At 61.0% G+C, this 24,088-nt stretch carries 15 protein-coding genes; 5 read left to right on the forward strand and 10 right to left on the reverse strand.

The features are described 5' to 3' along the window. The coding region (locus CH289_RS17295; protein WP_218828464.1) for a YncE family protein at window positions 1-1,090 on the forward strand (1,090 nt) is incomplete at its 5' end. Between the two features lie 383 nt (window positions 1,091-1,473). On the opposite strand, the gene CH289_RS17300 is transcribed toward CH289_RS17295, so the two are convergent. Together CH289_RS17300 and CH289_RS17305 are read right to left on the reverse strand one after the other, a co-directional pair. Further along, window positions 1,474-1,791 (reverse strand): hypothetical protein, encoded by a 318-nt coding sequence (locus tag CH289_RS17300; protein ID WP_143545095.1) that lies wholly within the window; start codon window positions 1,789-1,791, stop codon window positions 1,474-1,476. Window positions 1,792-1,994: 203 nt separating this feature from the next. After that, window positions 1,995-3,146, reverse strand: a complete 1,152-nt coding sequence (locus CH289_RS17305) for an HIRAN domain-containing protein (RefSeq protein WP_094728225.1) — start codon at window positions 3,144-3,146, stop codon at window positions 1,995-1,997. Window positions 3,147-3,418: 272 nt separating this feature from the next. Here CH289_RS17305 and CH289_RS17310 point away from each other — a divergent pair, with 272 nt between their 5' ends. Together CH289_RS17310 and CH289_RS17315 are read left to right on the forward strand one after the other, a co-directional pair. Beyond that, window positions 3,419-9,421 (forward strand): DUF3320 domain-containing protein, encoded by a 6,003-nt coding sequence (locus tag CH289_RS17310; RefSeq protein WP_094728226.1) that lies wholly within the window; start codon window positions 3,419-3,421, stop codon window positions 9,419-9,421. Between the two features lie 118 nt (window positions 9,422-9,539). Continuing rightward, complete coding sequence (locus tag CH289_RS17315; protein ID WP_143545096.1) at window positions 9,540-10,784, forward strand: hypothetical protein; 1,245 nt, start codon at window positions 9,540-9,542, stop codon at window positions 10,782-10,784. Between the two features lie 167 nt (window positions 10,785-10,951). Here CH289_RS17315 and CH289_RS17320 read toward each other — a convergent pair whose 3' ends face one another. After that, complete coding sequence (locus CH289_RS17320) at window positions 10,952-11,701, reverse strand: hypothetical protein (protein ID WP_094728228.1); 750 nt, start codon at window positions 11,699-11,701, stop codon at window positions 10,952-10,954. Between the two features lie 542 nt (window positions 11,702-12,243). On the opposite strand from CH289_RS17320, the gene CH289_RS28955 reads away from it, so the two are divergent. Beyond that, entirely contained in the window at window positions 12,244-13,614 is a 1,371-nt protein-coding gene (locus CH289_RS28955) for a hypothetical protein (protein WP_306427524.1), read from the forward strand. Window positions 13,615-14,313: 699 nt separating this feature from the next. On the opposite strand, the gene CH289_RS28030 is transcribed toward CH289_RS28955, so the two are convergent. From CH289_RS28030 to CH289_RS17340, 3 genes are all read right to left on the reverse strand, one after another. Next, window positions 14,314-15,129 carry a hypothetical protein gene (locus CH289_RS28030; protein WP_143545097.1) on the reverse strand — a complete coding sequence of 272 codons (816 nt, stop codon included), beginning with the start codon at window positions 15,127-15,129 and terminating at the stop codon, window positions 14,314-14,316. 163 nt (window positions 15,130-15,292) lie between these two features. After that, window positions 15,293-18,556, reverse strand: coding sequence for a UvrD-helicase domain-containing protein (locus tag CH289_RS17335; protein WP_094728230.1), 3,264 nt, complete (start codon window positions 18,554-18,556; stop codon window positions 15,293-15,295). Between the two features lies 1 nt (window position 18,557). Further along, window positions 18,558-20,528, reverse strand: coding sequence for a PD-(D/E)XK nuclease family protein (locus CH289_RS17340; protein ID WP_179276823.1), 1,971 nt, complete (start codon window positions 20,526-20,528; stop codon window positions 18,558-18,560). A gap of 36 nt (window positions 20,529-20,564) precedes the next feature. On the opposite strand from CH289_RS17340, the gene CH289_RS28355 reads away from it, so the two are divergent. Continuing rightward, a complete protein-coding gene (locus tag CH289_RS28355) occupies window positions 20,565-20,774 on the forward strand; it encodes a hypothetical protein (RefSeq protein ID WP_179276824.1) in 210 nt (69 codons plus the stop codon). Between the two features lie 55 nt (window positions 20,775-20,829). Here the strand turns inward: CH289_RS28355 and CH289_RS28035 are convergent, their stop codons facing one another. The 4 genes from CH289_RS28035 to CH289_RS17355 form a co-directional block, all read right to left on the reverse strand. Then, window positions 20,830-21,369, reverse strand: a complete 540-nt coding sequence (locus CH289_RS28035) for a hypothetical protein (RefSeq protein ID WP_143545099.1) — start codon at window positions 21,367-21,369, stop codon at window positions 20,830-20,832. A gap of 28 nt (window positions 21,370-21,397) precedes the next feature. Then, window positions 21,398-21,820 (reverse strand): hypothetical protein, encoded by a 423-nt coding sequence (locus tag CH289_RS17345; protein WP_094728232.1) that lies wholly within the window; start codon window positions 21,818-21,820, stop codon window positions 21,398-21,400. 357 nt (window positions 21,821-22,177) lie between these two features. Further along, window positions 22,178-22,396: a hypothetical protein gene (locus CH289_RS17350; protein ID WP_094728233.1), complete on the reverse strand. Its 219-nt coding sequence runs from the start codon at window positions 22,394-22,396 to the stop codon at window positions 22,178-22,180. Window positions 22,397-22,440: 44 nt separating this feature from the next. Then, window positions 22,441-24,072, reverse strand: coding sequence for a DUF262 domain-containing protein (locus tag CH289_RS17355; RefSeq protein ID WP_218828465.1), 1,632 nt, complete (start codon window positions 24,070-24,072; stop codon window positions 22,441-22,443). Window positions 24,073-24,088: the final 16 nt, after the last annotated feature.

Consider the following 24,088-nt stretch of genomic DNA (forward strand, 5'->3'; position numbering starts at 1 on the left):
ACCCGAGAATCAGCCATGGCCGCCGCAACCGGCCCACAAGCAACGGGCTTGGTGGGTCTGGATCTTGGTAGCGGTCCTCGTAGTGGTCGCGCTGGTCGCCGGAGGGGCGGTCTGGGTGCTTCGGGCTGCCGACGCAGGCAATCTGTCGGCGCCGGCCGCACCATCGGACGTGGCGGTGAGCAGTATTGCGCTGGACATCTACCCGCAGCGCATTGCGGTGAACCCGTGGAGCCACGAGTTGTATGTTCCGGCCGGCGACAGTATCCAAGTGGTGAATCCGAATACTGCTGCCATCGATCATCAGATTTCGGTACCGCAGGGCGGCTCGGAGATCGTCCACTTCGACATCGTGGGCCGAACTGCGTGGACGCACAACAACACGCGTGACAACGCGCCGGACAGTCATATTGTCAGTGTGATCGACGCTGCGACTCATGAGCTTGTTCGGACCATACGGTTCAGCCGTCCGGTCATCGCACTCGGCATCGATCCCGAGCTGGGTAGGGCTTTCGTCATCAACCGTCCGGACGATCAGACTCAGACGCCGGAAGACGAATCGTGGGTCACTGTCGTCGATACCGAGACTTACGAGCAGTTGGACGAATACCGGCTTCCACTCGCAGGTTACGGCGTCTATATCGATCCGTCCTCGCACATCGGCTACATTCCCGGATGGATGGGAACGGCTATTTTCTTCACGAAGACCCCGAACGTCCTCGAATCGACCACGTCGATCATGGATTCGAACTCGAGCTCCGTCCAGGTAGCTGTCGACGAGGTGGCGCACCGCGCGTATGTCTACACCAGTGACGACATGGTGACCTTCGATTCCGAATCGGGCGTTGAGATAGCTCGCACGTCCTTGGATGCAGACATCACCGAAATGGTCACCGGAAACAACGGTATCGTCTACTCCATCGACAGCGAATCCGACACCTTATCGGTGTACGACTCGACCACCTGGCAGGTTCTGGACGAAATCACAGTCGGCGATCAGCCGATTTCCATCGCTCGTGACCCAGAGTCCGGCGATTTGTTCACCAGCGACAATGCGGGGCAGTCGATCACAGTTGTACGCATTGAAGAGTGATCTCGGCGTGCATGTTTCGCCTCCGATTCGAGGACACGGACAGGGAGGGCAGCAACAGGGAGCAAACCTCGAAATAGTTCATCCACAAATCATGTTCATTGATACGAACGGACGACATTCACCATTTGTCCTCCACTGAGGAGAGCTTTATTTTCAGAAGATCCAGCAATTGCGTGCGCCCATAACGCTGGAATCGCAGCAGCTTGGGGATACGAACTTCGATAACGCAAGTTGTTCGGACTGCCTTCGGGCGGAACGAAAGTACTGCTTGACCAACGTGTCTGCAGTTGAACCGCCAGATCGGTGCCGTGCGCACCGCAACCTTGCGGACATTAGGTGCAATACCGCGTCGGCTACGGAACGACATCCCAAGCGTTCTTACGTCAATTCTGCTTGAAAATTACGCCGAACCGCCGAACCACTTGGTCTCTCACACCCACGCCGACTTGTTGTAGCGCATCAAGATTGACGGCACTAGACCAGCGAAGGCCTCCACCGTCGATCCATTCGATTCGTCCCGACTCCCGCAGAATCGTGATCTCGATCCCGAGCGCTTGCCTCAACTCCGCGCCGACCTGGGGTGCGTACTCGCGAGCAGACTCCGGCAACACAATGACGAGCTGATCAGCTTCGACACCGCGGGCGACTGCGCGGAGGACCGGCTGTAGAGCGCGTCGATCTCCGACTGCAATAGTTGCCACTTCCCTAACGCGAAGAAATGCAGCACCTCATCACCGCGCGAACACCGATACCCTCGGGACCTGCTGCCCTCGAGTATCTCCCAGCCTTCGCTCTCCATGCGATTGCGGAACATCTCATTGGCGGAAGGCGTCTACTGCTGTCGCGTGCGGTCCCCCTCCTGGCTTCCTGTTCAGGTACTGCCACAGCCAAGGCACACCAACAATCACCGGTACACCACGGATGTGCGATATTCGCTCGCCAACGAAAAGTCGGAGTCCTCGATTCCTGCAATTGCATTCGCGATCATCCCAGCGTGCTCGTGGAGCACCACGGCACGTATCGCGCTGTCCGTGACCGTGGGCTCGTCAGCAGGTTCGCCCACCGCCGACGCTGCAGCACGCAGAAGCTTGAGCGCTTCCTTCTGCTGCCAGGGCGTCAGGGGTTGCGAGGTGACCAATTCGATAACGAAGGTCCTACTAGCCGTTGTTTCAGCTGAGGCAACAGACACTTCATCGGCGACCGGCGTCCGCCGGGGGCGATCAAGCGGAATCACAGTCCTCGGATCGCCGGTCAGGAAATCATCCGGCAGCTCGTGGGCTTTTGCGGCCATCAGCGACACTTGCGCCGAAACGGACGAACCCTTGAACCAGCTGCGACCTACCGTTACCAGTCCCCGGCTCTCCAAGTGTCGGACAGCGGGTAGAAACTTCGCGCTCGTCTGCGGAGTCAGTTGGCCGATTCGGTGGTCCTCGACCCGCACCTCGACAACCTTCTTCTCGGTCTTGGCCGTGCTGACATCGATCTCGTGCAGCGTAACAAGCAGTTCGAGCTCGCCTTCCGACTCGACGAAGTGCCGAAGAACATCGAAGTGATCGTCGACCTTCGTCACCTGGACCGAATGCCCGTGCGGCAGCAGCGTGTACGGCACACTTGGAGGTTCGTTGCCGGGAAGAATCAGGTGCGGCTCGCTGAGCTGCACATCGATATTTATGGCCAAGTCGAGGGGAACACCCGGTCTGTCGTCCCACCGATTCTGGTCGTACGCGCGAATCGATGCCGGCACCGTCGGAACAAGGCCTCGATTGATGAGGTCCATGAGTCGACGGTGAAACAGCATTGCGCGTTCGCGGGCAAGGTAGCCGATCAGGTAGTTCGACGCTCGGACCGACACGGCATATCGATCGTGCGGATTGTCGGGCTCGGGTATCAACTCGACGATGCGCCGAACGGTCGAGCCCGACGGGTCGAAGTCCGAACCCAAAGTAGCGCGGATGGCATCGACGTAAGCGTGGACACCGACGACCTCTTCATTGCACCAGTCACCTCGGCCGCCCCACAGCGGGTAGGGCTGCCAGCGTCCACCGTCATTGTTCATCGAACATCCCCCTCGTCTTGCCGGACAGGCAGCACGTTAGCCGACCACACGGACGACGCAGCACCGAACCACTCGCGCGCACGGTACGGAGTCATTCATCCAAATGAACCGCGCGGTACGCCGTTAGCAACGATAAGCACGGAACCCATATGTCCGATACCGTTTCGGCAGCACTCTGTCGGTGGGGTGCCCTAGCGTGTGAAGGTTGACGGCGTTGCCGCCACCCGTTACCCCGTTCAACCGGGTGATGGACGACGGAGTTCGGAGGACAGATGCAGGATCTCGACCAGGCGCACAACCCGTTTCACACGGTGGTCGACGGGTTGTCGATCGAGGTCCATGCTCATCCCGCGGTCAATCTCGCGCTCGTCCACAACGGTGTCCCGCTGATCACCAGCGTCGAGGTCGCCAATCTTTCCGACACAGATGTAGTCGACGTGAAGGTGACCGTCCAGCTGTTCGGCGCTGGTGAGCAGCTCTCGCCCGAGCGGGTCGATGTCCACGACGGCACCCTTCGTGTCGGCGAGAATGTCGTGTGGTCGAACCACTCGTCGATCGTTCCGCCGATCCCACACCTCAGGGAGCTCAACGAGAGCCACCCCGCGACGATCGCCGTCACGGTGTCTCGCCTGTGGGGTGAGGACATCCACCTCAATGCCCCAATCCGGGTTCTGGCGCACAATGAGTGGTTCAACGCGCCGGTCTTCTTCGACTCCCTCGCTGCCTTCGTCCAGCCCAACACCAAGGCGGTCAATTCTGTCCTCGACGCGGCATCGAACCTCCTGGGCTCTGGAACGGGCGATCCGTCTCTCGGCGGATATCAGAAGGGTCCAGAGCGAGCCGCCCAGATCGCGGCCGGCATCTACGAGGCCCTACGCCACCAACAGATCCGCTACATCGATCCACCGGCATCCTTCGAAGACACCGGACAAAAGATTCGCACCACCGCTCAGGTACTCGACGAACGATTCGGCACGTGCATCGACCTCGCCGTCACCTATGCGGCATGCCTCGAAGCCGTCGGGATTCGCCCGGTCATCTGGCTGATCCAAGGCCACGCCTTCGCCGGGTTCATGCGCGACGAAAGCCAGCTCGCTCACTCGACCATCACCGAGCCGAACGCCCTGATCAACCTGGTCGAGTCCGGCCGTGTAGTCCCGGTCGAAGCGAAGTATTACGACACCACCGCGACGGGCACCTTCAAACAGGCTGTGGCGGATGCACGTCGGCACTTCGCCGATCACAGCGCGCTTCGCGGCGTGATCGCGATCTCGTCGGCGCGCAAAGACGGCATCCGGCCGCTTCCGAGTTTCGACGAAATCGAAACCGTCAAAGCAGAGATCAGTTCGCCGGTACCGGTCACAGCAGACCTGGGCCTTCCAACTGAACTGCTCGACGCGCAGGACGCCTCGGACCTGGTTCTCGACAGCACCGACACCGCGCCCCCACGCGTCCAGAAGTGGAAGCGGTCGCTCCTCGATTTGAGCACCCGAAATCGGCTCCTCAATCTCAAGCCGATGCGCGAGGTGATCGACCTGCACGTCCCCAACTCCGGACTGGCTGTGCTCGACGACCTGGTCCACGCCGGCACCGACATCGAACTCATCGCCCACGACGAACTCAGTTCCATCCACGCACTCCAGGGCGCAAGGCGAGCACAGGACGTCGACGACGCCACCATCCTCGACTACCTACGCGACCGGAAGCGCATCCACGCCGTCGTCACCCAGGACACCTACGCGGCACGGCTCAAGCATCTTCAGCGCACCGCACACACGATGTTCGAGGAGACCGGTAACGCCAACCTGTACCTGACGTTCGGCGGGCTGATCCACACCACCAGCAGCGGCAAGGACGCCCGCGCTCCCCTGTTCCTGCTTCCGGTGAAGGTGGTCGGCGGTACGGGTCGAAGCCTGTTCAAGCTGAAGGTCGACACCGCGGGAGTCTCGACACCCAACTACTGCCTGGTGGAATGGCTTCGCCTCAAGCACAATGCGTCGATCCCCGCCCTCGAGAACCCGCCACTCGACGAGCACGGAATCGACATCGACGAGGCGTTCAAGGGCATCCGGTCCGCGCTCGTCGAGCACAACCTCGACTTCCGGATCGACGAGACTGCGTCGGTCGCCGTCTGCCAGTTCGGCACCTTCGGGATGTGGAAAGACCTCACCGACCACTGGGACATCCTCGAGCAGAGCCCGATCGTCCGCCATCTGACGCACAGCGCAGGTGAGTCGTTCCGCGATGCACGACGGCCTGACGGCTCCGATATCGAATCCGTACCGGTGCATGAGCTCGATGTCCCAGTTCCCATCCCCGCTGACGGCTCCCAGCTTCGCGCCGTCGCACTGGCAGCTGACGGGCATACCTTCGTCCTGGAAGGCCCACCCGGAACGGGCAAATCCCAGACGATCACCAACCTCATCGCGCACACCCTCTCGCAAGGTAAGTCGGTGCTGTTCGTCGCCGAGAAGCAAGCTGCACTCGACGTCGTGAAGAAACGCCTCGACAAGGTCGGACTCACCAAGTTCACCCTCGACCTGCACGGAAAGAACCAGAGCGCCAACGCGATCCGCGACCAGCTCAAGCGCGCGATCGAACACTCCACCAGCTACAACAACCGAACGTGGGCGGCCAAACTCGCCGACGTCCGATCCCACCATGTTCCACTCGAGGACTATCCAGCCAAGATCCACGACACGAATGGCGTCGACCATTCGCTGTGGACGGCCTACGACACCCTTCTCAGCCTCGGCGATGGGCCTGTCGCCCCCATCCCGGCGTCGTTCGTCGCCACCCCGTCGGTATCTGTTCCCGAAATCACCAGCGCGCTGCAACAGTTCGAGCGGGCCGCTCGGTCGATCACGATCAGCGCCGACAATCCATGGTCGATCGCCGGAATCATCGACCCGCAGGCCACCGACGATCATTTCCGGGCAGTCGCAGCCCGGTTGGCGTCCGCACTCGACGCGGTGCACCGGAACCCCACCGTGCGCTACGTCATCGAACAGGTGCCCGCTCCCGGATGGATCGAGCTCCTACTCCCCCAGGCCCGACGCCAGATCGGCCGCCCGATCCCGCCCGCCGACGCACTGATCATTACGCAGTCCCAACAATGGGCCGCGTCGAAACAGGCTCTTCACTCGCAGATCTCGCTTCTGCACCAGCAATGCGGCCCGCTCACGTCGGTCTTCACCCCCAGCTTCATCGAACGTGGCGACACCGAAGCGCTCGCCATCGCCGCCGAAGAAGCCGGTAAAGGTCTGTTCGGCAAGAAGAAGCGCACCGAGCAATTCACCCGCGACCTCGCTCCTGCCCTGCTCCCCGGCGCGCAGCTCGACCCGGAGTCTGCCCTTCCCCTCCTCAGATCCATTCCCGGCGCACGAGAGCTCATCTCGCAGACCGTTCAGCACATGCAGCAGCTGTTGACGCAATTCGCACCACCGACGTGGAATCCGGTCGGAACCGATGCCGCGAAGCACCTCCACCCGGCATTCGACTACGTCGAACAGACCGTGGCCTTCACGCGGGCCCAGCCCCAGCTGTGGCAACTCCTCACCGCCGCAGGTCCAGTGACACCGCAGGACACGGACATTCTGGAGGAAGTCGCGCACGCGTGGCGCACCTGGCGTCAGATCCTGGGGTCGAGCGAGGTCGACATCGACCGCTGGCGCAACAACACGCATTGGCTCACCGCGTGGCAGCGCGATTCACCGCTGTGGCTCGACGCCGTCCACACCGATGGCAATGCGCCGATCCGCCAATGGTCGACGATGACGGCATTTCTCAATCCGCTCCGGGCGGCCGGGTTGGACGATCCGGTCCATGAACTACTGACCGGTGCCATCCCTGCCAATCAAGCCGAGATCTCGTTCATGCGAGGTGTAGCTCAAACATCGCTGAGCGAGCGGCGACGCAAATACGGGTTGACGCGGTTCGATCGGGCTATCAAGGACGGGCAGATCGACGACTTCGCGAACGCATCGACGGTGAGTCGATCGGAACAGGTCAACGCTCTCCCTGCTGCGCTACTGGGCAGACGATCGTTCCAAGCAGGATCGTTGACAGGCGACGTCGGCCAGCTCCGACGTGCTCTCGATGCCAAGCGCGGTGGAACCACGTTCCGGCAGTTGATGAACCGCTACTCGAACTTCATTCTCGAAGCGACACCGTGCTTCTTCGTCAGTCCGACCTCCCTTGCGCAGTTCGTGCCACCCGGCTCGGTGACCTTCGATCTCGTCGTGTTCGACGAGGCATCGCAGGTAACCGTTCCTCAGGCCATCGGTGCGTTGGGACGTGGTAGATCTGCTGTCATCGTCGGTGATTCACAGCAGATGCCGCCGACAGCCATCGGTGTGGTTAGCACCAACGACGGGGACGACTACACCGAGGACGACGAGGTCATCCCCGAGGATCTCGACAGCATCCTCACCGAGGCCGTGGAATCCGGAGTCCCCCGGTTGTGGTTGTCGTGGCACTACCGGAGCCAGGACGAATCGCTCATCGCGTTCTCGAACGAGAAGTACTACGAGGGACGGCTCGCGAGCCTCCCGTCACCGGGTGGCGACGACTCCGCGGGTGTGGAGTGGCGACGGGTCGACGGGCACTTCAACCGCGAGACCAAGGACCGCGTCCGCACCAATATCGTCGAGGCCGAGGCGATCGTCGCCGAGATCCGTGGTCGGCTGTCGAATGCTCATCTCGCGTCGCAGAGCATCGGCGTCGTCACGTTCAACGCACAACAGCAGACACTGGTCCGCGATCTGCTGGAAGCATCGGGTGATCCGCTGATCCTCGACCAACTGCGTGAGGACCGCGACGACGGCATCTTCGTCAAGAACCTCGAGAACGTCCAGGGCGACGAGCGTGACGTCATTCTGTTCAGTGCGGCGTTCTCGAAGAAGCCAGACGATCCCAAGTTGCCGCTGAACTTCGGTCCATTGACGCGCACCGGTGGCGAGAAACGTCTGAACGTGGCGATCACCCGTGCGCGGCGCAAGGTGATCATCTACACCTCGTTCGAGCCCACGGACATCGACCTGTCCCGCACCCGATCGGTCGGAATCGCCCATTTGCGTGGATATCTGGAACAGGCGGCTCAGGCGTCCCGCACGGACAACGCACGCCCGACCCACGCACGGGCCGCGTCGGACGAGATACAGGCGGGATTGGTCCAGTCGCTGCGCGACCACGGGTACGAGGTCGAGGCGAACTACGGGCTCTCCGACTTCGTGCTGGATGTGGTTGTGCGTGAGCCGGGTTCGGAGCAGTGGCAAGTAGCGATCTTGCTGGACGGTCCGCTGTGGGCGCAGCGTCCGACGGTGGCGGACCGTGACCTGACGCCTCAGCTGTTGGAATCGATGATGCACTGGGGTTCCTCGGTACGGGTGTGGCTGCCCGACTGGATCGACAACCCGGACGCCGTGATCGCCCAGGTCGGCGACGCGGTCGCGGCCTCGAAGGAGCGGATGGCAGCGCGGCAAGCAGAGATCGACGCCGCGGCCGAAGCACAAGCTGCGGCGATTGCCGCGGCTGCAGTGACCGTCGACGAGCCGTTGAACTTGCCCGACGAGTTCGCTCCCGACGCAGAACGGTGGCTCAAGCCTGATCCGAAGGCGGACGGTGCCGTCGAGCCCGAAGAGCCAGCGTTGGTGACCCGGGCAGCTATCGAGGAACCCTCGCTGTCGTTCGAAGAACCGCGCGACTGGCATGGCCGCGGCATCGCGTACGTCGAAGCACCGAGTTCGACGCTGGGTGTGCGCGACGACCTCGACCGAGTGCACTCGCCTGCGGTGAAAAACACGATCATGCGGGCCGTTCAGGAGACGGTGAAGACCGAGGGTCCGATTTCGCTTGACCGCTTGGCTCGCAATGTCGCTCGTCGTTTCGGCTTCGACCGTGTCGCGGCAGCCCGACGTGACTTCGTTCTGCAGTCCGTACCGGAGGAACTGATCGAGCGGTCGGAGGAGCTGGGTAGCTTCGTGTGGCCGAAGGAACTCGACCGCGCGACATGGCGCGGGTTCAGGAAGACTCCGAACGACCTGACGCGTCCACTGTCGGATGTTGCGCCGGAGGAGATCATCAACGCCATGATGTCGGTGTGCGCGCGCACCGGACAGCCCGACTACGACAGTCTGTTGCGCCAGACGTTGCAGACGTTCAACCAGAAGCGTCTGACCGGACCGACTCGGGAGCGGTTGGAGGCGGTCATGGATCTAGGTGTTCACGGAGGGCGGTTGATCAAGGTCAACGAGACCTATCGGGCTGGTTCGTAGTGGTCTTTCAAATATTCCGAAGAGGGTCCACAGAGATCGAGTCGTGGAATTCTGCTGCGCCGCAAGCACAAGGCAGGGTGACCGAAGGAGTTCCGCGCTACTCGTGGAGAATCTGGGTATGAGTGAGTTGGTTCCGGCGAATCAGGATCCGGATGACGCGGTGTTCGTCACGGAAGACGAATTCGGCACGGTGGTGGCAGGGTCGAAGTCAGCCGTCGCGGAGTTCGTCGCAGAATGGCAGGTCGACGTCTCGGTCGAGCTCCGTGAAGCAGTTCTAGCTCCATCGGCGCTCGACAGAGTTCTATCGGCGTGCGCCCATATCTTGCGATCACCGAACTCCGCGTCCTATCTGGTCCGACGCGAGTCCTCATCCCATGCACCGGTCGAAAGCGTGAGCTACCGACGTGTAACGAGGTCGCCGGAGACCGGACGGTTCACCAGCAATACACCCATTCCACCGGAGATGCTCGCTGGCGGTCCACATGCCGCTCTGGCAGCAGCCACTGTGATCTCTGCGCTCGAGTCCATGATCGAACCTCTGCAGCAGAGCCTCGATCGAATCGAGGATATGACCGCGGACATACTCAGGCTTGCCGACGCTGAGCGGACCGGCGACGTGTTCGGACGCAGACGCGTCTTGCGACGCCTCACCGGCGAGTTGGACAACGGGGCGGTGCTGACGGAGACCGATTGGGACAGTGTGGCCGCGCTCGGACCGGACCTCGAGATCGGAGTCGAGCGTCTGCGGCACTACAGCACACGCCTGCTACTCGACCTGCGGGCAGAGGTAGCGGCGGATGATCGCGCCGACCTTCTCGTAAAGGCTGTGCAGAAGGATCGCCTGGGCGAGACACTTCAGCTTCTGCTGATTGCCCAGGAGTCGTTGTTCCTCTGGCAGCGCATCAGGGTTGAACGAGTCGAACTTCGCGAGGGAGACCACCTCCCACAGGTTTTGGAGAGCGCAAGGGCAACTCTCAGAGAGCACCTCGCAGCGGACGTCGCGCTTGTCGCAGATCTACGCAGCACACTCGACACGTACGGAACTCTGCGAGTCTCGGAATTTCACCGGAAGCTGTCAGCTCGACGACTCAAAAAGAACCTCACGCCACTGCGCGTAGACATCGATTCATTCGTCAAGAGCCGAGCACTTCAGGTTGCCGAATGGAACGAGCCTGAGAATCCAGGAGTGCTCGATGCACTGCGTGCCTTGAAGGCAGTAGGTGACCTTGCAGTCGATGCCGGTGTACAGACTGTCGGCAAAGCAGCGGAGGCGGTGCAGCGCAGTACCGAATCATGGGCGGAACGACGGGCGCGGAAGACTGAGCAGCCAGATCCGACGAATGATGTTGATGTGCAGCCATAGAAGCTGAGTACTGGGTTCGGCAATCGTGTTTGCAGCGACTCGCCGAAGACGCGGTGGACGGATCCGCACGCGGCACTGTTTCGACAATTTCCACTCTAGACTGGTATGGCATTCGTTGTGCCGGCTACCGTGCGAGCCCAACCAAGTGCCGGTCACGGCTCACAAACTCACAACGTGAACTTCAACTTGTGGATCGCTCCTTCGAAGTGGCTACCAGGCTCCGCATCGGTCGGAGCGTAGTTGTACCGATACCGCGCGGGTTCCAAAAGCCGATCCCGCGCTGACTGCGCCGTCAACGGTCCACTCGGAAACGCAGTCACGATCCGGACGTCGTCACCTTCCACCGAGCCATACAGCAGCGCAGTCGAATTGGTCGCGGGGTCGCATACGTACACGGTGCGCATAGATCGCTGAGAATCGATAGCTTCGTCGAAGGCCACAATCGTTCGACTGTATGCGGCCGGATCGGTCAATACCGGTAACACCACTGAGGCAACACGCTTCATCAGCGGCAACGCAGACGCAGTCGGGAAGAAGAACGACGACTCGAGCCCCAACGCATTCGCCAGATCGGGAGTCAACCACCTCTGCCGTTTGAGGCCGTATGGAGTTTGAACCGAGGACAGCAAATAGCCGTAAACGTGCATGAGCCCTGCGTGCCCGACGGGAAATGCGAATGTACCGGGCGCGCCGCGATGCAGCCAAGAGAACACGCGCTCGTCGAATACTGGGGCTTGCACGTTGTCATCGATGACTGTGGACGAGGCCCACTTCGCCATCTGTGCCGGGTCGGACCTCGACGCCACCAGTTGTTCGCCAAACCACCGTGCGTTGGGATCAGCAGAGCCGGGATCACCATCACCTGAAGCGGTGACGGCGCGCTCAATGCCCGACAACACGGACGAAATGTCCTCCACGAGTGACCCCTTCCCTGCGCGTCGAGACCTACCAGACCAACTTAGTATCGCGACATTACCGAAACATCCGCCGTAGGGTTTCCATGAACCAAGACCTTCCGACTGCTGGCACGCGTTTGACTGGCCAGATTGAATTGGGGACTATCCGCGTTGGTTCAACCACGACCCTTCTGCGCCCACGCGAGCAAACAATCTCACGATTGCATGGAACTCCGGTGGTCCGAGCTCCTTGCCGACGACGAACAACGTCGCGCCCGTACACTTAGGGAAGTCGCCGATGCAATTAGCGGGATGTCGACCGAGAAGAAGAATCATTGGACGGCACTCGGCACGATGATCTCCGAACGGGGCACACCCCGAACATCGAGAAACAGCCATCACGGCACGCACCGAATGCGTGGAACGTATGCGCGCTGCGAGCACTGTCGACAAACCTGTCGGTACCCCCGTGTACACATGAGGTTGCAGGTAGTCCACACCACTGGATGCCACTCTCGCCGACTTTCTCGGCAGCACCCTTCGCTCCACTCAGAGGAGAAACTATGGCACAAACATCCCTCGGGCCCAACGGCATGTCGACCGCTCGAACCGAGTTCATGATCGCGATCGAGGTCGACCATCCGCTGTCGGGTCTATCGGCCGAACGGCACACGGCATTGCTTCACAGCGTGCACACACGTGACGCGCACCTGGATGAGTCAGTGCTCGGGAATACCCGGATCGTCTTCCGATCCGAACACAGCGAATGGTGGGACGCCGGGAAATCAGCTCTTCGTGCGGAGGGGCTGGTCGCCAAGGTGTGCCCGACCATCGGAATCGAAATCTGCCGTTCCGATGTGTGGTTCGACGAACCGTTCTTCGACCACGAACCAGACGGACTGGGTGACCTTCCCGAGTGGAGCAGGCGGAACGATCCACCTCGGCACTCCACAGTGATAGTCGAGGTCGAACCCGAGGGCGAGATCCCTCCCCGACTCCGGGACGGCGACCTGGGACGCGTCAATCACGATCGTCGCGACGCCAGATCGAGTCGGTCATCCAGGGGCCGGCCGCAGATGATCGTCGAGCAGCACTTCGGCGCCGCCAGCGCCGCTATGTCGACGGCAAAGCCCGCGTACGCGATAGGCAAGTATCGGTCGATCACCCGAATTCGGTCGGTCCGGTCCGATGTGTACCGCGCCGAAGTGTCGACCAACAAGGCCAGTCACAGTCCTGTTATTGCGCAACAAGTCCCGGAGTGGCATTACAACATCGACGACGAAGGCAACCGATTCGTGGTCGTCACCGACCTCCGTGTCCGCTTGGAAGGCTGGAGCGTGGAGAGTTCGCACGCCGACGGAATTGTAACGAGAAGTGAGTTCGCCTTCGGCTGCATCTGGGCCGATCAGAGCGGTGCCGTGAACAGCAGCGACGACGGATGGGCGAAAGATGTGTGGGAAGCTCCGGTCGAACCCGGCTCACTGGTCGACGCCTTCATCGTCGACGGCCAGCGCCTGGACGTAGACCCCTGGGACTCGATGAACGCCTGGCTGATCGAATCCATGTACGCCAAGCCGGTCGGATTGGTTGTCGAGCTCGGCCCCAGTCACTACATCGCCGACGAACGTGACGACGCCGATATGGTGTGCGCGCAGGTGGTCGCCCTAAGCGACGGAGTAATGATGCTCAGACGCTCACGATCGGAACTCGGCCATCTGCTCCTCGCGGACTATTCCTCGGCCGGCCTCCGACTCGACGAGTGGCAGCACGACGGCCACTTCGACGACTGCACCGACGGATACATGTTCACCAAGGACATTCGACTGGTCGCACGAACATGCGTCGCGTGGTTCCGCATCGAGGCTGGCATCGCCACACCCGACGAGATCGACTGCTCCTACCGATTCCCCGACAAGCTACCCCGATATTCTTGACATCCGAGCCCTCACATTTACTCAACCGATAGGTGACAGCGAAGGAAAATCTCGCATCCGTCTTTAGCCCAACCAAGTTGAAGCAGATGGACTCAGCTGCTCTGGTATCCGCGATCCTGCATTTGATCGGCTTCACGACACCGTCGAAGACCAACCGCGAGGAATCGCGTCGACTCTGGACGAGTTAAGGCTGCCGGAAGAATCGAACCAACAGGCGGCACTCAATCTCATCACCGAGCACTCCACCGTCGGGGCCTCCGGACTCGCTGTTGCGGTCGCTAATTTACCCACCGACACAGCGCTGTCCAAGGCAAAAAGGACGCCGCCTAAGCCGCGCAAATCCCTGACGCCATGACCGACCCGAGGTGTTGCTGGTCAAGTTCGCCGACATCGTCGATAACGCGGGAGCGTGAAAGACACGGCCAAGCGAACGAAGATACAAGCTAAGTACACACCGGTGGTTGCGGTCTCCGTCTCGGCCTTGTCCGTCAACCGTGGAAGAACTCGACTTGCCGCACCGCGGCCTCGACACCGTCGGCCAGACTGACGGCGCTATCAACGGCGTTAGCGCTTTCGTGACAGAGATTTCCTGCATGTGGCTCTTCGGTCTTGAACTCGATAGCCACAACCGACCCGTTGCGCACTCGACTTATTTAGTTGTCCGTGGCCATGAGAAAGTACCCACTGGTGGACAGTCTCTCAGTCGAGATTGTTGCTTCCGCCCGAATCGACTGTCGGCGTTTGAGGCACAACGGGCAGGCCGCCCATTACTTGTTCACTGATGAATCGGCTCAACTTTTCTGGGTCCGGTTCTACACGTTCGGCGTCTACGAGATATTTCCACGTCGAATGGTCCGCGGGATCTGCGAATCTAATCAACCCGACCCCGTGAGCCGCAGCCACGGAGCGTACCGACTTGATGTCCTCACGTAAGGACACCGACAAGTGTGCCGGGACGTGGACCGCGACGTATGCATGCGTGGCGGCCCGACGATGTGCGACAGCCTCGTACACGGCCGAAACATCAATGTTGTTGAACGGCTTGACTTCTATTGTCGAGACTTCCAGGAATTCACCGGGTACGTACGCAAACTTCCGCAGGCGAACAACGGCGATGTCGGGCCGCGACCACCGACCCCCGGTTCTCATTGAGCCAGAGTTTGCGGTGTTGTGCACACCCACCGGTGGGATGGCATCTGAATCTTTTGGCCAGTGCAGCTTTAGGGTTTGCACGACAGGCCCGTAGAGGACCGACTCTCTCGTCCCGGCGGGAACGAATTCCCACGGTTCGGCGTCCCTGGTGCTCACGGTCGGCGCGACCCAGCCCGCGGGTGGATCGACCTTCTTGAGGCTTCCGCGGTGGCCGACGACGACCAGACCCAACTTTAAAAGGTCAAGTTTAGTCCTTGCGTACCTCTGGGGTGTCCACCCGAGACGGTTTGCAAGCGACGTGTGGCCAGGCGGCGGGTCAGGGCTGTGGAGGACTGCAAGTAACTCGTTGGCGTCAAGCGTCATGGCGTATTTCGATGGCAATCGTTCATCTTTCTCTCGTGCTTTTCGCTTCCTGGTGCTTTTCTCAGCAGCAGAATCCAGGCGCGGGCTGGGCAGCGGAGGATTTCAGACGAGCGTATCCGATCAGCTGAATTGTCCATTTCTCCACAGAGAAGTCGCTCTCGAACTAGCGCGCGCCAAGCGACCAAACCCGCCGCCTCAGGATCTGGGCGCCATCCGGCCTCGCAAACACCAACACCACCCGACTCACCTGCTCCCCCGTCGCCCGAGTCAGCAGGTCGGCATACACCGACAGCTGGGTCCAGTAGGCCTCCAAAGTCTCGGTCGTGACGCCGACGTCCGTCTTGTAGTCGACGATCACCAACGACCCATCGTCCTCGCGGTACACCAGGTCCGCGATTCCCTCGACCACGATGGTTTCATCCGGCGACATGCCGGCCAACTGCATTTCCTGCCAACGCTCCCGTGCCGCAGCCCGCTTCACCGGCTCCGACTCGAACACCGACTTCGCCAGCAGAACGAATCGGTCCACATCGACTAACCCCGCCAGACCACCTGCACTACGGGCCTTCTCCTCGAACACAGAATCCAACGCCGAATCCAGTGGGACCGCCTCCAACAGCGCGTGCATGGCAATACCCAGGTCCGTCCCGCTCTCGACCGACCCGACCGACGGCGCGACCACCTCGATCGAGTTCATCGGAAAGACAAGATCCGCCGCCCGATACTCCGACAACACACCCTCGTGAACGGGCAACACCGGATGCGCAATCTGCGTCGCCGACACCGTCGACGGCAAGGCAGACACCTCGGCCACCCGCACTGTCTCAGCTTGCCATTCGTCCCAGGTCTGCGACGCGGTCGAATTCGACTGACCGCTGTCCTCGACGCGTACCGGCTCGATCAGGTACGGAACCACGTTCGGCACGCCTGCAGTTCCCACGGCGAGAGTCTTGCCCCAACTGTCCCGAGCACCGACGTAACCCGACACCGCAAGAAAACTCTCCGCCCGAGTGCACGCCACATACAGGAGACGAACACGCTCGGCCTTCGTGTGCGCTTGTTCAATGCCCGACACAGACTTGTACTCGACCGACTGCACTCCCGCACTCACATTGAGATGCATCGACCCGTCGTCACCCCATACCACCGGATCCGACGTCGTCCGGAACCCACCGCTCATCCCCGCGACGATGACCATCGGAAACTGCAGCCCCTTGGCCGCGTGCATCGTCATGATCCGCACGGCATTAACCCCGACCTCGGGCAAGACCGCCTCGGTGACACGCGCGTTCTCGTCCTGCTGGGTCTGCGTCCAGTCGAGGTAGTCCCGCAGATCGCCACCATCCTCGCCGTACCAGGCGTGCGCCTGATCGATGACGAATCGCAGTCGACGCCATACGTCCCGATGTCGCGGCGAATCCATCGATACCTCGAACACCCGACGATCAGCAGCCAAGCGGCTTAACAACGCACCGGGACTGAGCAACGCCAGCTCGAACCACACCGACTTCAGGTATGCACGCCCCGCTGCGACCGGAGAATCCTCCAACCCCGCTGGTGCGTCGGACCAGAATTCCCACCGCCCTCCCGCAGCCTTCCAACGCAGCAGATCGTCGTCCCCGCAACCGAACAGCGGCGTGCGCAGAGCGGCAACGACCGCAGCTTCGTTCGCGGTGTCGGCCAAGGCGCGACACGTGACGAGCAGATTGTGGACCTCCTGCGTCGAATAGACCAACGACGAAGCTTCGGAACGAAACTCGATACCGGCGTCGTCGAGAGAACGCTCGAGAAACGGCAGAACCGCGCGCGAGGGTATGAGTATGCAGATATCGCTCAATGTGAGCGGCCGGTGCGTGTATTCACCGGAACGACCGCCCTCCTTCTGCCAACCCCGATCGAGTGCCGTCGCGATGACGCGGGCGACATCGCGAGATTCACGCGCGCGCAGAATCTCCGACGGCGTCAGCTGCTGCTCGTCCTCGACTTCCTCACCGGTGTCCTCGAAAACGAACGGGGCCGGCCCCCAATTGGTTTCCACCGACCAGTCCGGACGACCCGGCGCTGGATCGAGCGGCGTGTAGTCGGGCTGGACGTAACCGTCTGCGACGACGAGGGAACCGAAGACCGAGTTCACCCAGTTCAACACAGGTTTGGTCGATCGAAAATTGGTGGTGAGCCGAACCACGTCGGCCTCGTCCGTCGCATCTCGTGCCGCCATGTACGACGCGATGTCCGCGCGACGGAAGCGATAGATCGACTGTTTCGGATCTCCGACGGTAAACAGACGGCCTGTCGCGTCCGGACCGTTGACGATCAACCGTGCGATCTCCAACTGCAGTGGGTCCGTGTCCTGGAACTCGTCGAGCATGATGCGTTGGTAGAAGCTGTGAACGACCCGACGGACATCGTCATCACGCAATACGTTTCGGGCGTAGACGAGTAGATCGTGGAACTCGAGCTCACCTTTTCGGCGACGCTCTGCTGCTTCGTCGACGATGACCTGGGACAGGTGATGCACGACAATGTCCAACGCAGAGGCGACGTAGCGAGTCCGCTCGGCAATGGCGGCGGCGTTCAACTCGTCGATGGAGTTCTTGATCTCCTTCACCTGCGCGCTTCCGCCCACCCAGTTGGAGCCCTTGCCGCCGCTGCCTTTGGTTGGGCATTCCCCGGCGACCGCGATCCAGGCGGTGGAAGATCGGGCGTCGGCCAGGTTTGCTCGCCACTCGGCGATCAGCGCCAGCCGTGCCGCCAGTTTGTCTGTCGGATCGCTGCAGTCTGCGCCCGAGTCGACGACTTCATCGGCCGCACGCAGAAGGGCGTCAATATCCGCGACGGCCATCGTCGGGACGACGTCGTCGAGGACCAGCCGGTCCCAGCTTCGATCGAGCGCATCCGCGAGAGTTCGCACCTGATCCAGCGACGCTCCCGCGCCCAGGACGATACGCATCGCGTCGGTGAGTCCACTGGGAGCGGCGTGCTCGTCGGCGAAGAGCGCAGCCCGCATACGTCGCCAGCGGCGCTCGAACGAGAGCTGCGAACCCATGGCGTCGACAACAGCGACTCGAGGCGGTACTCCGGCTTCCAGCGGGTGCTCGCTGACGATGCGCGCGGCGAAGGAATGCAACGTGCCGATGGCGGCAGTGTCGATCTGCTCCATCGCCTTCGCGGCCGCGTCACCGCCGAAAGATCCGAGATGCGTCCGCACCCGTTCACGCAGTTCGGCCGCCGCCTTCTCGGTGAACGTGATGGCGGCGATACGGTCGAGTTCGATGCCGTCGTCGAGAACAAGATGGCAGATACGCTGAACGAGCGAGTGGGTCTTTCCGCTTCCCGCGCCCGCTTCGACGAAGAGCGTTGCCGAGGTATCGGTTTCGATGCGCGCACGATCGACGCGGTCGACAAGGAGAGTGTCGTCGGTCGCCATGTCAGTCTCCGTACTTCGCGCGGTAATCGGCCAGCTCCGGCACGTCACGCAAGCTCGACCAGGCGCGTTCCAAACCAGCGACACCGATCAGGTCGATCAGCGGGTTGGCCCAGAAACTGTCCGGTGGACGCGGCGGGAAGTACCCGGCTCGAATCATCCTGTGCACACGCGAGATATCGGCCGTCAGGACCTCTACCGCGGCGTCGGTGAGCGGATAGCCGATCGTCTCGTACTTCGCCTTGTGGTTGACGAACCAGTACCGCGTCGTGACGTTGTCGCCCATCGTCAGCGCCAACAGCCCGTACACGGGGAGCTGGAACTTGGTGCCGCCATCGGTCGGCTCGGCTTCGGAAAGCTTCTTGTACGACGTTGCTTGGCCGGACTTGTAGTCGGTGACGCGAATCCGACCATCGGCATGTCGATCGATCCGGTCGATCTTGCCTGCGAACGCGATCTTCTCGCCGACTAGATCGAGCAACACGATATCGGGTTCGACGCCGAAGTTCCGTTCGACGTGTAGCGGTGTCCACCCTGCCTCGCGGTCGGTTCGGTCGAGCTCGAACCACTCGACGAGTTCACGACGAATGATGCTGCTGTCCTTCTCCCACAGCTGCGGCAGCCATCCGGGAGCATCGACGCGGGCGTCGGCCAGAACCTCCTCGGAGACCTCGATGAGATGGCCGAGAGTGGCGTCCTTGCCGTCAATCGTTCCCTGTACGTAGCGTTCGAGGGACAGGTGGATCAGGTTGCCGCGGGTCAGCGGATCGAGCTGCGCTGCGTCGTCGGGATCATCGAGCGAGTCGACGCCGAGGACCGTCTTGACGAAGAAGCGATACGGACTCGACACCCACTCCTCGAGCCGGCTCGTCGACACCGGCGCATCGAAGAAGGTGACGGCGTTCTCGATGTGGGAGACGTTGCCGTTGAAGCGCGTGAACCGGCCGTGCAGCCTGTCGCTGCGCAGCTCCATCCCCGAGTCGACGATCGGATCGTCGAGTGCGCCGCGACGGTCATGTGCTGCGAACTCCGCCAACACCCGCAGGCGCCATTCGGTCTCCGAGGCCGCACTGACCCCGATGCGAGGATCGACGGTCTGGGTAGCGACGTCGAACGACTCGACCGTGACGATGGCGTCGACGTCTGCGGTTTGCTTCTGCCAGTCGACGACGCCGATCTTCCTCCCGGACAGTGCATCGAGCGTGGGCATGAGCCAGCGCGAGGGCACCTTCTCCGCTCCCCCGCGCATACTTCCCCGAGGAAAGGACACGATTCGGTGATGGTGTCCCGACGCCAGCGTCGCCAGGAATTGGGACTTCTGGTGCTGGATTTCGTCGGCGAGCGTGCGGCCGACGAGTGCGCTCGGCAGCAATGGATCCTCACGCCGTGTGGCCGGGAGTGTGCCTTCGGCGGCGCCGACGACGATGCAGACGTCGAAATCACGCCCCGCTCCGGCAGCAAGGGGCCCGACTGTGACCGCCGATGTCGTGGTCCCCACGGTCTCCGGCAGCACTTCGATCCGAACGGAGATCGCATTGACGATTCCCGACGGACTCGGCGGCGGTGCGATTCCGTCCATGACACCGAGTTCGCGACAGATGGTGGTCAGCGCGCTGACGTCTGCGGACGCCGGATCGTCAGGGCGGTTCGAACGGGCTGTGAAGTAGCGTTCGAGCAGTGCGACGAGGTTGTCGGATACCGCGGTCCAGGAGTCGGATTCGGTGATCGCGTCGAGGTCTGCGCGCAGCGCGCTCACCAGCGCATACAACGACCCCGCGACCTCCGCGTCCCGATGACTCGGATCGATCGCGGCCAGTCGTTCCCAGTCGGCGCCGCCGACGATCTTGATGCTGGACCGGGTCAGGCGTTCCGCTGGTCGCAACGGTAACGATGTTCCAGCGGCGTCAGACCAGCGGACGGCTCGTTCGGAGAGAATCGACAGCAGCTCGCGCCGGGGCATGATGTCGGTATCCATGCTGAGCAGTCTGCGGAGCGAGCGCGCGGTGGGACGGTGCTGGAGCGTGTGACATTGCTCGCCGGCGAACGCGATTCGGCTGCTGCTGAAGTGCTCGTGGATCAAGCGCAGGTATGGATCGGCGTTGGCATAAAACACTCCGATGCGATGTCTCGGTGTGCCGCCGGCCAGCTGCTTTCGAACGAGTCGGGCGACAGAGCGGATTTCGTCGTCAGCGTCGGAGGCATGAATGACCATTGTGCCTAGCGGTTCGTCGGTCGGTTCGATGAGTTCGCCGTGTACGACCAGCTTGTGTAGAAACTCAGCAGCTCCGACGTCGGGTGCGGTGGGTAGGAAGATGATTACCGCGCCCAGCTCGCTGATGCGTTCTGCTGCGGCCGTATAGGCCTCGTGGGGCAAGTAGTGCGTGGCCGAGTGGGCACTGGTTGCGGCCGCGTGGATGCGGCATGTCGCGGACGAGTGGCGTGGCGTCTGGGGCGTCGGGATTTGCTACTGCGCCCAGGGTCCGTGATGCACCTGCCAACGCCTCGGCGGTAATAGGTTGGTCGGCGACATCTGCGAAGACGCCCGGGAAATCGATGAGTATCTTCTGCACGGATGCATCCAGCAAGGGGAACGGCAGCGGCAGCCTGGGTGTCAGCGCCGGTGCGGCGAGCTTGGTGACGGCGAGGTCCACCGTGAGGACTTGGACGTTGACGACGCCACCGTAGTGTGCGAGGTACTGCAGCACATCTCGGATCGCTCCCCGCGTAGGAGCGACAACTGTCACGCGAGCCAGCGGTGCCCCGGCCTTCGCCCGGGACACCGCACCTGCAAGATCTTGGTACAGCTTGCTACTCATCGATGTTGCCCAGACAGATTTAACGACGTCAGTACCCGCTAGCTGTGGCGACGAGGCTGTCGTTCCTGGTGCAGGTGAAGCCAGCAGCGTTCATCTCAACCACAATTTTCTCCTCGTCGCCGGCGTCGAGTTCGAGGAACTGCCCGTTGAGAGTGCTGTCGACTTTCCTGCCGTGCTTCTCGGCGATTGAACTGGGGACGAGAGTCAACATCAGCTGTGCCGGCCATTCGGGCCAGTCACCATCCTGGTGCCCCGGTACGTCGTCCAGTACGAACAACTGATCGGCTTCCGGCACCTCGATTTCGGCGTCGGCGAGCTTCTCGGTGATTTGCTCCCAACGGTCAGGGCTCAGCTGTACCTTTGCCTCTCCCCAGGTCGCGATCCCCGTGTGAAGCAGAACCAGCTCTTCGGCGAGAGATTGCTCGACGAAGACAAGTTGACCTTCGTGCACTCCGTAGATGACATCAGTAGCTGTAATTTCAAGGCTCCTTGATCGACTTCACACATACGTTCTGGTTTAACTCGCCTTCGCCGCGAAATGTTCATCGCATCTTTGTGCGATGCGATGTCAAAGTTGCAGTCAGAGATCACCAACCGCTTCGCCCAGAACAGCAGATTTCTGTACAGATCCGCGTCCTGCGGCTGGTCGTCGAAGGCAAATCTGTTCACCTCGTTCCGGGCGGTTTGTCGCAGCGCCATCGGCCACTCCATGTCCTCGCACGAGTACATGGAGAAGCGAGACGGTCCTGCGCAAGCGCCATCAATCCCACGGCCCATTCCGGAAAACGGAGTCATTCCAGTCCACGTTCTAGCCGCTCCGAAAGTTGTAATCCCATCTCACAATTCGATTTTCACGAATCGACCAAACCGCCCCCTTACCATCCATTGGCACTACCAATTCGTCACCATCCATCAACTGCAGCTGATCTTGATTTTGTATGTCGAGCCAGTAACTCATCCCCGTCGTCGCATCTCTGAACCCCGCCCTGCCGTTCTGCTCACCGGTGTATTCGAAATCGCTGGCCATGATGATGCACTCCTTTAATATTGTTAGTCATTTATCCGAAATAATTAGTCGACCAAGGCATCATCCTCCTCCAGGTCGTCGGTTCGAACTTCCTGACCGCTGTCATCCACCTCTTGATGAATCACGTATTTCCCGAGTTCCGCGCTGATAGCCTCGGCTCGTTTGCGAAGGAACGACTGGTAGTCATCTGATTTCCAACCTGAGAAGTTGAAATCACCCATCAGATGCGAGTCCATCGACTCCTTAAAAAGTTTGTTAGTCTTTTTGTACTCCGCCAAGTAGACCGACGGCGCCTTTGCTCTGATCTTATTTTTATTCAGATGTGCGTCGATAATTGCGATGTTGGCGACGGTATTGCTCTGCTGTCTAGTGAAGCCCTGCTTCTCCAAGAAATTCTTCGGGAAAATGTGGTGATAATTCTTACTATTAGCCTGTTTCAAGTAGTCGTTCCCAATTGTCACGGGAGCACCATTATCGAAAGATCGTGGTTGGTGATGCGCCAGTAGGCACAGGATCGCCTTCGCGAAGGCGCGGCTCGGGGTGAACCATCCATTGCTCAGGATGAAGTCGGCCTTGATGTCGACTGGCCAGTCATACCTTGGCTGGGTCTCGGAGATGATTTTGTCGACGCGCAGAATATCTTGAGCGAGCTTCGAGTCGAGGGACGCTGAGTAACGGTTTCCGAGGCTGCAACGCCAGAAGAAGTCAGCGAGAAGCCTCTGTTGCTCCGCGGTGGGCGCTTTGTTGTCAGTCTTGCGGAAAAAGTAGGCGAAGGTCACAACCAACCCGTTGTATGGAAGTAGCCGTGATGCGCGGGCACCGTAGGACTTTCGAATGTACTCGCATGCGTTCTCGATGGCATTTGCGGCGTGTGGCCATTCATCGACGAATGCGTCGCGTTTGAGGTCAAGGATTGCCTCCCGCTTCGATTCGCGGGACAACAGCAATGCGATCAGCTGGAGGGGTGTTGCCTCCGGCAGCGTCTCGTACTCGATCGCTGCGAGCCGCTGAACGAGCTCTTCGTATTTCTCCGTGAGGTCGAAGTCTCGGGTTTCGTCGTAAGTCTTTGCCGCCATGATCTCAAAAGTTGTCAGTGTTTTGCCGCCGACATTGATTCGGGTGAAGATGTCCGTTGCGACAGGCATCGAGGCGCCGGTTACGTGCGTGATCGGGAAATTGTAGGATTCGATCCGTGTCGAATACTCACCGATGCTGTCCCAATACTTCTCGTCGTACTTCTTGGCGATCTTTAGTCCGCCGTGAAGAAGCTCGGTCAACGAGATGAACGAACCGTCCTCGCGGCCGGAGACATCCGCCGTCACTACGGGGTCGCTACCCGACGCCTCAAGATCGACGTAGATCTTCGAAAAGTCGTCGGTCCGCCCTGACGGACGCAGGACCTGCTTGCCCTCCAGAGCCGCATAAAGGCTCGTCAGACGCTGCTGTCCATCCAGTACATAGTCGACCATCTGCCCCTCCGGCGGCTCGGGCAGGTCGTCTCCGCCGATATTCCGGACACTACGCAGTCGCTCGTCCGTGTGCCAGAAGATGAATGTGCCCACTGGGTAACCTTTTACAACGCTGTCCAGCAGGTTTGCCGAACTGGACACAGTCCACACAAAATCTCGCTGAAACTGTGGAATCTTGATCAGTCCGGTCTTGATCTGCTGCAGCAAGGCAGGATAATGCTCG

The sequence above is a fragment of the Rhodococcus sp. RS1C4 genome (genome assembly GCF_002258225.1).
GTDB lineage: Bacteria > Actinomycetota > Actinomycetes > Mycobacteriales > Mycobacteriaceae > Rhodococcoides > Rhodococcoides fascians_E.